The organism is Streptomyces sp. NPDC005863 (assembly GCF_042871345.1).
Lineage (GTDB): Bacteria > Actinomycetota > Actinomycetes > Streptomycetales > Streptomycetaceae > Streptomyces.
The window spans coordinates 559,306-573,055 of sequence record NZ_JBIAII010000001.1; the positions used below are offsets into that span (position 1 = coordinate 559,306).

At 65.7% G+C, this 13,750-nt stretch carries 8 protein-coding genes; 6 read left to right on the forward strand and 2 right to left on the reverse strand.

What is annotated here, in order from left to right; all coding sequences use genetic code 11:
- Window positions 1-32: 32 nt before the first annotated feature.
- Window positions 33-785, reverse strand: coding sequence for a hypothetical protein (locus ACFYO9_RS02440; RefSeq protein WP_358776872.1), 753 nt, complete (start codon window positions 783-785; stop codon window positions 33-35).
- Between the two features lie 224 nt (window positions 786-1,009).
- On the opposite strand from ACFYO9_RS02440, the gene ACFYO9_RS02445 reads away from it, so the two are divergent.
- From ACFYO9_RS02445 to ACFYO9_RS02470, 6 genes are all read left to right on the forward strand, one after another.
- Window positions 1,010-2,365, forward strand: a complete 1,356-nt coding sequence (locus tag ACFYO9_RS02445; RefSeq protein WP_358776859.1) for a tetratricopeptide repeat protein — start codon at window positions 1,010-1,012, stop codon at window positions 2,363-2,365.
- Window positions 2,366-2,400: 35 nt separating this feature from the next.
- Window positions 2,401-2,901: an NUDIX domain-containing protein gene (locus ACFYO9_RS02450; RefSeq protein WP_358776860.1), complete on the forward strand. Its 501-nt coding sequence runs from the start codon at window positions 2,401-2,403 to the stop codon at window positions 2,899-2,901.
- 434 nt (window positions 2,902-3,335) lie between these two features.
- Entirely contained in the window at window positions 3,336-5,666 is a 2,331-nt protein-coding gene (locus ACFYO9_RS02455; protein ID WP_358776861.1) for a tetratricopeptide repeat protein, read from the forward strand.
- Between the two features lie 341 nt (window positions 5,667-6,007).
- On the forward strand, window positions 6,008-6,382 hold the full coding sequence (locus tag ACFYO9_RS02460) for a hypothetical protein (RefSeq protein ID WP_358776862.1): 375 nt from the start codon (window positions 6,008-6,010) through the stop codon (window positions 6,380-6,382).
- Window positions 6,379-10,167, forward strand: a complete 3,789-nt coding sequence (locus ACFYO9_RS02465; protein WP_358776863.1) for a tetratricopeptide repeat protein — start codon at window positions 6,379-6,381, stop codon at window positions 10,165-10,167. The genes ACFYO9_RS02460 and ACFYO9_RS02465 overlap by 4 nt, the downstream gene beginning before the upstream one ends.
- 475 nt (window positions 10,168-10,642) lie before the next feature.
- Entirely contained in the window at window positions 10,643-12,691 is a 2,049-nt protein-coding gene (locus ACFYO9_RS02470) for a translation factor GTPase family protein (protein WP_358776873.1), read from the forward strand.
- Between the two features lie 39 nt (window positions 12,692-12,730).
- Here ACFYO9_RS02470 and ACFYO9_RS02475 read toward each other — a convergent pair whose 3' ends face one another.
- Window positions 12,731-13,675, reverse strand: coding sequence for a sigma-70 family RNA polymerase sigma factor (locus ACFYO9_RS02475; RefSeq protein ID WP_358776864.1), 945 nt, complete (start codon window positions 13,673-13,675; stop codon window positions 12,731-12,733).
- Between the last annotated feature and the right edge of the window lie 75 nt (window positions 13,676-13,750).

Sequence of the window (13,750 nt, forward strand, 5' to 3'; positions counted from 1 at the left end):
GCCCGCCCCGGAGCCTGGTGTGCGGTGCGGTGCTACGCGGCAGGGCTCACGCGGTGGGCGTAGACCTGCTCGATCCAGCCGGACTTGAAGGCCGCAAGGTCGTCGCGGAAGGCGGTCATCGACGCACCGTAGGGCGCGACGACGCCACCGGACTGGTCCGGCACGGACTGGCAGCCGTGCACGAGTCGGCCGCTGAGGGCGGCATGGGCCTTGATGGACTCGATACGGCGGTGCTTGTTGAACCAGCTGCCGTGGTAGACCTCGTCGAGCGTCCCGCCCATCCCGTCGTCCAGGTCGAAGACGACGGAAGTGGCGGCGGGGAAGAACCAGCACGGGCCGACGTTGGAGATGTGCCCGTCCAGCTCGACCTTGTTGAGCGCCATCAGCGTGGCCGCCTCGCGCAGCATCCGCAGATGCTCAGCGGTGATCTGCGGCAGGCCGAGGCTGGCGAGATGCTCGTCGCGGAAGAGGTAGGCGTACACCTCGAACGCGGTGGACAGGACTCGGGCGGCGTCCGAGGTAGAGGCGGCGTGGGCCTTGATGAAGTCCAGCGCGAGCTGCTCGACCGCACTCTCGGTGGTCTCCTCCACGTCCAGGAGCTGGGACTTGACCAGCTCCCAATCGGCGACGAGCCAGGTGTTGGACTCAAAGCGGAAGAAGTACTCGGCCGGGTCGATGGTGATGCGCCGGCCGTCGACCTGGATGCCGGGCAAACGGCTCCAGCGCTCGTCGAACGCCTCAGGCAGTACGACCGTGATGGCGGCCTTGGTGTCGATGGTAGTCACCATGTCTCCGTCTCTGATCGGCCGGGTTCGGGCACAGGAATGCCCGACCCCGGTATAGGCGTACGGAACTTCGGGGGCCGCCCGGCCGATTGGGGAGCCTGGTCACGGTGTCGGACCGAGGCCGGGCGGCTGATGATTAGTGAACCCTCCGTCACGGACAGTGGGTACGGTGAGAGGCAGTTGAAGCGGTATACGCGGTTTACAGCTCCGGAGCGGAGGCGATCGTGGCAGCGCCGAGAGGCCCCAACTTCCGCCTGCGTGATGTCATCGAGGCGATCGGCTGCACGTACGAGGCACTGGCAAAGGACATCCGGCGCATCGCGGCCGAGAACGGCGAGGTCCTCCAGACCAACAAGTCGGCGGTCTCCCACTGGGTGAACGGCACACGCCAGCCGACCGGACGGACCGGCCAGTACCTCGCTGAAGCTCTGTCCCGCCGAGCAGGCCGCCCCGTGACTCTGGTCGAGATTGGCCTTCGAGCACCCGAAACTACGGTGGCGCAGGAGCCCGATCCTGTTCTGGCCGCCACCGATCTGGGCCGTGCCGACGTCGAACGCCGCCGCTTCCTCGCCGTCGCCGCCTTCACTACGGCTGGCGTGGCCATGCCGCTCCTCTACGACCACGAGGCCACCGCCCGCATGCTGCGGGCCCGCGTCGGCAGCTCTCTGGTCGGAATCGAGGACGTAGATGTCGTACGGCAGATCACCGCGGCCTTCAGCGCGGCCGACGAACGCCTCGGCGGCGGCCACGGCCTGACCACCGTCACCGCCTACCTTGCCGACACCGCCGCCCCCATGCTCCGCGGCCGTTTCCCGAACGATGGCTTACGGCAGGCCGCCTTCGGCGCTGTGGCGGAACTCGCCTACCTCGCCGGGTGGAAGCACCACGACCTCGGCCAAGAAGGCGCCGCCCAGCGCTACTACCAGGTCGGCTACCAGCTCGCCTGCGAAGCCGACCCACGCGGCCACGCCTCCTGGATGATGCGCGCCCTCGCCCATCAGGCACTGAGCCTCAAGCAGCCCCACCACTGCGTCGACCTTGTCGAAGGCGCCCTCACCCGCGGCCTGGGCCACGTCGACGGCCAGACCGAGGCGCTACTACACATCACCCACGCCCGCGCCTACGCCGCGGTCGGCGCGAAACCCGCAGCGGCCCGCGCCCTGCTCGCCGCCGAAGACGCCCTCCTGCGCGACGACGGGCCCCAGCCCAGCTACTCCCGCGTCAGCGGCCCGGCCGCCGGCACCGTCGCCAGCCACACCGCCCGCACTCTGACCGACCTCGCCGACCACGTCGGCACCGAACAACAACACCGCGATGCCCTGGTGCGCTGGGACCTCGAGAAGTACAAGCGCGTCCACGCCCTCACGTACGCGGACCTCGGCGACAGCCTCGCCGCCCAGGCCCGCGCCGACGAAGCCGTCGCCGCCTGGTCACAGGCCCTGACCCTGATGGAGGGCATGACGTCCGACCGCACCCGCAAAGCGATCACCTCGCTCCGCTCCACCCTCTCCATCTACCAGCGCCGCAAAGTGCCCGGAGCCGCCGAACTCGCCCGCCGCGCACGCCAAGCACTGGCCTAAGCTGCCACCATCCGGCCGACGAAGGGACACAAGCCGTGGCTCAGCGGACCACCGACGACCAGCCCAAAGCCCTGCCGCCCGCCCTCGAATCCATGACCCTGCTGGTCGCCGCCGTCATCGTCCACGACAAGGCCACCAACCGCGTCGTCCTCCTCCAACGCAGCCAGAACGCCAAGTTCGCCCAGGGCATGTGGGACCTCCCCGCCGGCAAGAGCGAGCCGGGCGAACCCATCACCGAAACTGCGGTGCGCGAGCTCTACGAGGAGACGGGCCTCACCGTGAAGCCCGAGTCCCTCAAAGTTGCGCACGTCATCCACGGTGCCTGGGGCGTCGAAGCTCCCAACGGCTTCCTCACCATCGTCTTCGCCGCCCACGAATGGACCGGTGAGCCCGAGAACCGCGAACCGCGCAAGCACGCCCAGGTCCGATGGGTCGGCGCTGGGGCAATCCCAGAGAACTTCGTGGGCACCACCTCAAGCGCCCTTCACCGGTATCTCGCGGGAGGCCCGGAGGTCTCCCTCGACGGCTGGCAATAGAGCCGTCACCGCGACTCAAACGGGTACCGCGGCGGGCCTTCACCAGTCGTACTCGGCAACCGGGATCGGTCGCATGATGACCTTGTCAATCGCCGCTCGACCGTCGCCAGGCTCCTGCAAAATATCGCTCCAGATAGCCCGACGTCCCTAGAGTGGTCACAGGTGCGATTCTCTTGAGGAACACTGGGAGCATCGATGTACTTAGTAGTCGCCAAGCTAGAATCCTCAGTATTGGACGGTGCCGACGGAAGTTCACGCAAAGCTGTCATGATGAATTTCCAGCACCTTCCGGACCGCTCCGTCACCGACCCCGGGGCAAGGCTCAACAGGGCTATGTCCAGGTCCAGCTCCTTCCGACAGCCCCAGCAGGCGCCATGACCACAAACCCCCCCAGGCCCAATCGGAACGCAGCAACGCATAGTGTCATAGCATCGATGGGCCTCAACGCCCCGGGAGCTGATTTCCACGGCACCATTAACATCCACATAGGGCCAGAACTCGCCAATCCGCTCCCGTCCCCCCATAGACACTTCGCCCTGGGGTCAGTTGAAGCGCCTTACGGGAGGCTCCCGGAGACCGTGCTGGGCCGGGAGAGGGTTCTTACAGCTCTTACGCAGTACAACGCACCGGACCAGCCGTGTATTCAAGTCCTTTCTGGCATGGGCGGGGTGGGCAAGACGACGGTTGCCCTGATAGCAGCTGAGCAGGCCAAGAAAGCCGGAGTCGAGGTCTTCTGGATCCAGGGCGGATCCGCAGCGACGGTGGCCGCCGGCCTACGGCACGTGGCTCTTCTCGCGGGAGCCCCAGTTGAGCATGTCGCCCTTGCTTGGGAGGGGGGCGGACGGTCCGCAGCAGACCTGACCTGGTGGCACCTGGCATCCCTGGATCGCCCGTGGCTGCTCGTCTTCGATGATGCCGACGATCTCGACGCCCTATCCTGCCCAGGAGCTGCCTTAGCCGACGCCACGGGCTGGGTCAGACCCCCAGCCGGCAAGTCACGGGGCGTCCTGATCACCACACGCGACGGCAACGAACGGTCTTGGGGAAGCCGGATCACGCAGTTCCATCGGCTTGAGGTCCTGGAGCTCGGCATTGCAGGCCACCTTCTCCAGGAACTCGCTCCCGAGGCAGGCAGCGCAGACAGTGCCAGAGCTCTGGCCCATCGACTTGGCTGCCTGCCGCTCGCCCTACATCTGGCCGGTAATTACCTCGCTGCGGCACAGCATGACCCGCTAGCCGAAGCACAGACCTTCACCGAATACATCGACGCACTCGGCGACTCGCCACTGCTTCTCGACGAGGCTACCGAAGGCATACACGGAGATCTACGCGGCGTGGAGGAACGGGCACGTCGGACCATTTCTGGTACGTGGGATCTCTCCCTCTTGCTCCTCGAACAGCAGGGAATGATCCAGGCCCGATGCTTGTTGCAGTTGCTGTCCTGCTTCGCCTCGACCGCACCCCTACCCAGTTCCCTTCTCGACCCAGCCACGATTACGGCCCTGGGAATGTGGCCAACGGAGCCGTCACCTAGGGCGATCAAAAGGGCCTTTGATGGCCTGCATAGGTTTGGCCTTCTCAAGGTCGACATGCAGTCAGCGGAACCCTCGTACCAGATTCACCGACTAGTGGCCGAAGCGTCCTTTGCATCCCTTCTCGCGAGGCCGAGAAAACTCCAGGAGTTGTTGCACGGTGCCGCCGACCTAATAGTGGCGGCTTCTGCGCGACTAGGCCCACCTAACGATCCCGCTGCCTGGCCAGCCTGGCAGTGCCTCATCCCCCACTGGCTGGTCCTGATGTGGCGGTTACCAAGGTCGGAAGTCGCAGTTGAGGTCCGTCTCATCGTCACGTTCATCTGGTCCGTCGACGCCGTCTCCTATCTGTTCTTCCGTGGGGACTACGCTACGGCCTACGAATTGGCAGAGAATTCCTTGGAGACACTTGGCCAGCTACGCGAATCCACCGGCGAGGAGCAGAACTGGGCATGGGCTGCCCTTCCTGACATAATCAATGCCCGTAATAGTCTCGGTGTCGTACTGAAGGAATTCGGAAAACTCCAAGAAGCAGAGTCCGTCTACCGCGAAGCACTTAGGGATGCAGCCAGCAAGCACTTCGACAATCAACTCCCGACACTGACGCTACGCCACAACCTCGCAGTAGTACTGCGTATCCAGGGCAATCTCGATGAGGCGGAGAAAGAACAGTCAGCAGTTCTGGAGATCCAGAAGCGTAGGCTTGGGCCCGAGCATCCCGAGACGTTCGCCACACGGCTTTCCCTCGCCCGCATTCTGGATGACAGGGGAGCCACCGCCGAAGCCGAGACCGCATACCGTCAACTCCTTTCAGCATGCACCCGTGTCATGGGACGTGAGCATCGGCAGACTCTGTCTATCTGGGGCAACCTAGCCTTCCTACTTGGCAATCAAGGACGGTTCACCGAAGCGGAGGCCGAGTATCGCGATGCGCTGGAGGCATGCCAGAAGACGCTCGGGGACGATCACCCAGAAACTCTCACGATGAACCACAACCTGGCTATGACCCTAGGAAACCAAGGGAAACTGACAGAGGCCATCGCACGGTTCCACGACGTCGTAGAGCATCGGGCACGCACACTTGGACCTAGTCATTCGGAGACGCTGGCAGCGCGCAAGAATCTCAGCGAGGGCCTGAGCCGGGCGCGACAGGCACCATCAACAGCAGACCAGTTCAAGAATGTGACAGAAGGCTGGGAACATACTCGCGACGCAAACCGCGACTCAACCTGATAGGCACAACACCAACGCACCCAATTGCTGCAGGGAACTGGGCAGCCTCGCGAGGTGCGGGAATGAATCGAAACACCGCTAGACCGGTCCAGAAGACCCCCTGAATATGGATCCGCACATCACATCCGAGCAACAGGCACCCTGGGGGCCTTGCAAGCCGGCAACAGGACTTCCGGGCGTCAGAAGTTCCGTACACGACCTCAAACTGAAGTAGATCAAAGGCAGTTGGTACTGATTAACCTATGTCGGATCGCACAGTACTTCGCAAGACGCCACCCAGCATGACTCCACACCACTAGAGTGGCCTCCGACACGATAATGGACAACTCACGGGAGTGCAGATGGACTTAGCGTTCACCGAGCTGGCGCTTGCGGCACTTGGCGGTGCCAGCGGAAGCCTGAGCGACGCTGTCGTAACGGATCTCTGGCAGCGCCTTCGGAGCCGCTTCTCCAACGACACCCAAGCCGTTACCGTCCTGAGCACACGTAACAGCAACGATCAGGCTGCCGTCACCCTGCTCAGCGAGGCGCTGCGGCGCGAGGCCGCAGCTGACCCGGAGTTTCGCCGCGAGATGCAGGAGTGGCTGTCACTGCTCGCCCAGCCCACGGGTACCACCATCAATACCGTGCGGGACTCCCATGGACTAAATGCGCCTGGGGCGACATTCAACGGCGAGGTGAACATGTCCTTCGGCGAATCTGAGCAGGCACGATGAGCACGGGCCAGTCCGAGTCTCCTCGGGACGCCACCGCGAACAGCGTCATGGGCTCCACTGGCTTCAATGCTCCAGGGGGACATTTCCATGGTCCGGTCAATTTCGGTGTGGGGGCGGCGGGCCTTGCCGCCCCCACACCATCCCTCCAGGAACTACTCGCACTCGGCTCGGTAGAGGCTCCCTACGGCAGGCTGCCGGAGGCCGTGCTAGGCCGCGATAAAATCCTCACCACCCTCACGCAGACCATGGACGACCCACGTATCCAAGTTCTGTCCGGTATGGGCGGAGTGGGGAAGACCACGGTCGTCCTGAGCGCAGCTGAGCAAGCCAAGCAAGCTGGAGCCGAGGTCTTCTGGATCCAGGCCGGATCCGCAGCGGCCGTGACCGACGGGATGCGGCATGCCGCACTCCTCGCAGGAGCCCAGGCCGAGCACGTTGCCCACGCCTGGGAAAAGGGCGGACGGCCGGCGGCCGATCTGGTCTGGCGCCATTTGGCAAACATGGACCGTCCGTGGCTGCTCGTCTTCGACGACGCCGACGATCTCGACGTTCTGTCTTGCCCCGGTGCCGCCTTGGCTGACGCTACTGGCTGGGTCAGGCCCCCTCTCGGCAAGTCACACGGAGTTCTGGTCACGACGCGCGACGGAAGCAAGCAGTCTTGGGGCGACAGGATTTCGCGATTTCACCAACTTGATGTCTTGGAGACCAAATTTGCAGGCCAGGTCCTCCAGGAACTCGCTCCCAAGGCGGGGGATAAAGATTCCGCCCGGTCTCTGGCTGACCGGCTGGGCTCCCTACCACTCGCACTACATCTGGCTGGCACCTACCTGGCGATGGCTCACGGCGATCCATTGGCCGAGGCACAGACCTTCACCGAGTACGTCGATGTGCTCGGCGACTCCCCGTTGTTCCTCGATGACGCGACAGAAGGCGTTTATGGGGATCTACGCAGCGATGAGGAGCGAGCACGCCGGACCATTGCAGGCACATGGGAGCTATCCCTCGCCCTACTCGAACGACAGGGTACCGTCCACGCCCGCGGCCTGCTTCAATTGCTGTCTTGCTTCGCCCCAGCTGCCTCCCTGCCCAACGCCCTGCTCAACGCGTCCACGATTGCTGGCCTCGGAATGTGGCACAAGGATCTGACGCCGCGAACCATCAGAACGACCCTCCGTGGCCTGCGCAGGTTCGGGCTCATAGGCGTCGACATGCTTTCGACGGAACCTGTGCACCAGATCCATCGGTTGGTGGCTGAGGTATCGGTCGCCCCCCTTCTCTCGGAGCCCGGGGACTACCAAGAGGTGTGGGACTCGGCCGCGGACCTGCTGGTGGTAGCCACTCCCCACTCTGAGAATCCGCGCGATCCGGGTTCCTGGCCGGCCTGGCAGGGGCTTGTGCCGCACTGGCTGGTCTTCCTAGGTCGCTTGCCGCCGCGGTCCGATGCTCCTGCCGACGATCGCCTTACAGCCGTGTTGCTCTGCGCCGGGGTTGCCGTGTCGTATCTGCACTTCCGAGGCGATTACGGGACCGCCTGCAAACTCGCAGACGAAGGACTGGAGCGCTGCAATTCTTCGGCAGTCAATCCCTGGGCCAAAGTTAACCTCCGCAGGCACCGGGCCATTGCTGTAAAGGAGATGGGCGACCTCAAGGCAGCAGAGTCCGAACTGGAAAGCATTGTGGAGGAATGCATAGATAAATTGGGGGCATCTGACCCCACTGCGCTGTCCGTGCGCTACGAACTGGCCAGAGTGGCGTCGCAGCGAGGAAAGCTCGCAGAAGCTGAGCGCGAGTACGACGAAGTAATCCGCCACGAAACGCAACTGTTCGGCGCGACTTCAGCTCAGACCCTACGTTCGCGACATGCCCGTGCGATCTGCATCAGGAGTATGGGACGAATCGATGAGGCGGCCACGGAGGGAAGACTGGTGCTGGAGGGGCTACGAGCCGAGTTGGGAGAAAAGCACCCTGATGTCCTCGAAGCCCAGCACGAATTCGCAATCTCACTGCGCGACAAAGGGGAGAACAAGCGCGCCGAGGAGGTGTTCCGCCAAGTCCTCCAGTTAGAAGAGGAGGTTCTCGGGATCGAGCACCCATCAACGTTGATCACTCGTGCGAACTTGGCATCCACCCTGATGCTGCGCGAAGATCTAACATCGGCCGAAGCCGAGGTCAGGTCAGTGCTGGATGCGCGAACCCGAATCCTCGGGCCTGATCATCCCGAGACGCTCGACGCACGCCACACCTTGGCCATGCTGCACGTTAGACAAGGCGAACTCGACGCAAGGAGTGCAGCGGCGATCTTTGCGGAGTTGACCGCAGCGCAGAGGGAACAACTCATCGATGACCATCCCAATGTGCTCGTCGGTCGCAACAGCCATGCCGCGGCGCTGCGCTCACTTGGTGAGTTGAGCCAGTCTGAATCGGAGTACAAGGCGATCCTAGAAGTAGCGATCGCACGCCACGGTGAGCAACATCCGGTCACACTCAATGCCCGTTTCGAGTGGGCCAGGTCTCTGGGGCGCATTGCCCGAACAGACGATGCGGTATCTGAGATGCGCCACGTCCTGGATCTTCAGGAACGTACGCTCGGCGGCTCACACAGGAACGTCGCGCGTGCCCGTTCCTCGCTCGGTGTCCTCCTAATGCAGCAGGGGCACTTCGACGAGGCAGAGGAACAGTTGCACCGCGCGCTGAATGCTCTTCCCGAAGATGACCCCGGACGCTCCGATGTCCAGCACGATCTCGTGACCGTTCTCCATGCGCGTGGAAGATTGCGCGAGGCTATTGGCCAGCTGCGAGAAATTGCCGACGAGGAGCTTCAGCGGTCTGGTCCGGCACATACCGACACAATCACCGCCCGAAATAGCCTCGGGGTTGCGCTGAAGGACTTCGGAAAGTTCGAAGAAGCGGCGGCGGTCTACCGCGAGGCACTCAGGGGCGCTACCAAAAAGCACTTGGACGACCAGCCCCTCATACTGACGCTTCGCCACAACCTGGCTGTGGTACTGCGTATCCAGGGCAATCTCGACGAGGCAGAGAAAGAGCAGTCAGCAGTTCTGGAGATCCAGCAGCGTAGGCTCGGGTCCGAGCATCCCGAGACGTTCGCCACACGGCTTTCCCTCGCCCGTATCCTGGATGACAGGGGAGCCACCGCCGAAGCCGAGGCCGCGTACCGTGAACTCCTTTCAGCATGCACCCGTGTCATGGGACGCGACCATCGGCAGACCCTGTCCATCTGGGGCAACCTAGCCTTCCTACTCGGCCATCAGGGACGGTTCGCCGAAGCGGAGACGGAGTACCGCGAGGCACTGGCCGCATGCTGCACGGCCCTCGGAGACGACCATCCAGAAACTCTGACGATGAACCACAACTTGGCCATGGCGCTAGGGAACCAAGGACAGCTCACAGAGGCCATTGCACGGTTTCGCGACGTCGTGGAGCGTCGGGCCCGCACGCTTGGGCCTAATCACCCTGAAACGTTAACGGCACGCAAGAACCTCGGTGAGAGCCTGAGCAGAGCGGAGCAGCCAGCAGCGAGTGCTGAGCAGTTCGGGATTGTGGCTGAGGGCTGGGGCCACACACGAAGGGAGGACCACGACTCTGTCTGGGACCTCCGCTACCGGCGAGCCCAGTTGCTGTGGGAGGCCGGACACCCTCGCGCCGCGCAAGACGAACTCGAAGCATTGCTGGACCTAGCCCATAGAGCCGGTCGCGATGAGGATCCACGCATCGCCACCCTGGAGCGGGTGCTATTCGCCGTACGTGCCGACGATGGCGACTCCTAGCGGGAGGCACAGCGGTCAGTCCGCACCCAGTCCGCAAGACACCCGCTCAAGACCGTCGCACCCCATCGCCACCCATCACCAAAGGGCCAGGTCAGCGCCCTGCGCGAAACATCCCCGCAGGTCACCGACCCGGCCCATTACTAAGAGACCAAGAAGGCCTGACCCGCACCGGGTCGCCGGCCCGCGCATGCGCGGGTCACTCGCCTTTGTGACCGCACCCGGTCCGCACGTCGCCCTCGCCGTCATCGAGCGAAGGCGTCCGTGCCGGACCGGGTGCGGTTTTTTGCTGCGGTCGCGCCCCCTCGGTAAATCATTTGCCGCGCCCGACGCCCGGCTGCTGCACTGGTGCGCGTCGGCGAGGGTCCGGCGGAATCTGCGGAGGAGACGGAAATGCGGCGTTCGTGCATGTCCCACACGAAAGGAACTTCCACTTCCGCAAAGGACATGACGGTACGTGCATTCATCTGCCCCGCACATGCTGAACCTGGGTGTTCTGGCCCACATCGACGCCGGTAAGACGAGCCTGACCGAGCGGCTCCTGCACACCGCCGGTGTCATCGACGAGATCGGCCGCGTCGACGACGGCAACACCCGCACCGATTCGCTCGCCCTGGAGCGGCAACGCGGCATCACCATCAAATCCGCCGTCGTCTCCTTCGTCATCCCCACCACGGATGTCACGGTCAACCTCATCGACACCCCCGGCCACCCGGACTTCATCGCCGAGGTGGAGCGGGTCCTGAGCGTGCTCGACGGCGCCGTGCTCGTGGTCTCCGCCGTGGAGGGCGTCCAGGCGCAGACCCGCGTCCTGTTCCGGACGCTGCGTCGATTGCGCATCCCCACCCTGATCTTCGTCAACAAGACCGACCGGAGAGGCGCCCGGTACGAGGGCGTCCTCGACCACATCGCCGCGCGGCTCACCCCGGACATCGTCCCGATGGGCACGGTCGACGGCCTCGGCACGCGCGCGGCCCGCTGCACGGCGGCGCACGGCGACGTCGACTTCGTCGCCCGGCTGACCGAAGTGCTCGCCGGTCACGACGACGCGCTCCTCGCCGCGTACGTGGACGGCGCGGCGCCCCTCCCGTACGAGCGGCTGCGCACCGAACTGGCCCGTCAGACGCGCGACACCCTCGTGCACCCGGTCTTCTTCGGCTCGGCGGCGAACGGCTCCGGCGTGCCCGAACTCGTCGACGGCATCCGCGAGTTGCTGCCCGCCACCGCCGGGGACGCCGAAGGACCGGTCTCCGGGAGCGTCTTCAAGGTGGAGCGCGGCGCGGCCGGGGAGAAGATCGCGTACGTACGCATGTTCTCGGGCACGGTCGGCACGCGGGACAGCGTGCTGTACGGCGACGGTGCGGACGCCGGAGAGGGCGCGGGCAAGGTGACCGCCGTGCGCGTCTTCGATCGGGGCGAGGACGTGCGGGCCGCGGAGGTCCGTGCGGGGCAGATCGGCAGGCTCTGGGGGCTCGGCGACGTCCGCGTCGGGGACGTGATCGGCGTACCGCGTACGGGAGTTGACCCCTGCGGCCGCTTCTTCGCGCCGCCGACCCTGGAGACGGTCGTCACCCCGCTGCGCCCCGCCGACCGCGGCGCCCTGCACCTCGCGGTCACCCAGCTCGCCGAGCAGGACCCGCTGATCGGCCTGCGGCAGGACGCCATCCGCGGGGAGGTGTCGGTCTCGCTCTACGGCGAGGTGCAGAAGGAGGTCATCCAGGCGACGCTCGCCGCCGACTTCGGCCTCGACGTCTCCTTCCGCGAGACCACGACGATCTGCGTGGAGCGGGTCGTGGGCACGGGTTCGGCGTTCGAGATCATCGACAAGGAGCCGAACCCCTTCCTCGCCACGGTCGGCCTCAGGGTCGAGCCCGCACCGGTGGGCGCCGGTGTGACGTTCCGGCTCGGGGTCGAGCTCGGCTCGATGCCGTACGCGTTCTTCCGTGCCGTCGAGGAGACCGTCGGGGAGACGTTGCTGCAGGGCATCCACGGCTGGCGCGTCCCCGACTGCGCGGTCACGATGACGCACGCCGGGTACTGGCCGCGGCAGAGCCACGCCCACGGCACGTTCGACAAGAGCATGTCGAGCACCGCGGGCGACTTCCGCAACCTCACGCCCCTCGTCCTGATGGACGCGTTGCGTGCGGCGGGCACGACGGTGCACGAACCGATGCACCGCTTCCTGCTGGACGTGCCCGCCGACACGGTCGGGGCGGTCCTGCCCGCCCTCGCCCGGCTGCGGGCCGTCCCGCACACGCCCTCGGCCGACGGCGCCTCGTACCGCCTGGAAGGAGACGTGCCCGCCCGGCACGTGCACGCCCTGGAGCAGCTGCTGCCCGGACTGACGCGCGGCGAGGGCGAGTTGGAGACCGCCTTCGACCACTACGAGCCGGTACGGAGCGGCACGGTCCCGGCGCGCCGCCGCACGGACCACGACCCGCTCCACCGCAAGGACTACCTGCTGCGCGTGGTGCGGCGGACGCACGGCGGCGGACGCGAGGGGCGGGAGGGGGTAGAGGGACCGTGACGGGGCCGGGCCCGCCCTCGCCCGGCCGACGGGCCGACGTCAGGAATCGTGGGTCGGGATCTCCGGAAGGTCGAGACGCCGCAGCCGCTCGCGGTCCGCGAGGATGTTGATCTCCACGATCTTGCCGTCGACCACCGTGAACGACCCCAGCGAGACCGCCTGGCCGCCGGGCAGCCCGATGAGGCCCGGCATGCCGTTGATGAGCACCATGTACTGGCTCTCCGCGGCGTGCGGCGCGAACATCTTCGCCTGCCCGGCCACGGCCGAGATGCCCCGGACGACCTTCGACAGGCCCGAGGCGAGCTCGCCGGTGTCGGCGCGCAACACGACGTCGGGGTCGAGGAGTTCGAGCAGCGCGTCGAAGTCGCCGGAGCGGGTGGCGGCCATCCACGCCTCGACGACCTCGCGCTGCTTGGCGACGTCGGTCTCGGCGGCCGGCGTGGAACCCTGCACGCGGCGCCGCGCCCGGCTGGCCAGTTGCCGGGTCGTCGCCACCGAGCGCTCCACGACGGGTGCGATCTCGTCGAAGGGCACGGCGAACATGTCGTGCAGCACGAACGCGAGCCGCTCGGCGGGCGCCAGCGTCTCCAGTACGACGAGGAGCGCGAGGCCCACCGAGTCGGCGAGCAGCACCTCCTGCTCGGGGTCGACCACGTCCACGCGGGTCACGACCGGGTCGGGGATGTGCGTGTCCCCGAAGGTCTGCAGGGACGCGTCCAGGGAGTCCTCGCGCCGGGACTGCCGCGAGCGCAGCAGGTCCAGGCAGATGCGGCCGACGACCGTGGTGAGCCAGCCGCCGAGGTTCTGCACCTCACCCGCGTCCGGTCCCGCCTCGGTGCGGCTCAGCCGGAACCACGCCTCCTGCACCGCGTCCTCGGACTCGCTCAACGAGCCGAGCATGCGGTACGCGACCGCGTTCAGCCGGGGCCTGTGCTCCTCGAACCGTGCCGCGAGGGCGACTTGCGCCGATCCGTTCGCGTTCATCCGCCGCCTTCTTTCGTATGGGCCAACGGAACTGAACAGTAATGACTGCGTGGTCGGGAGTTCGACGCGGATACG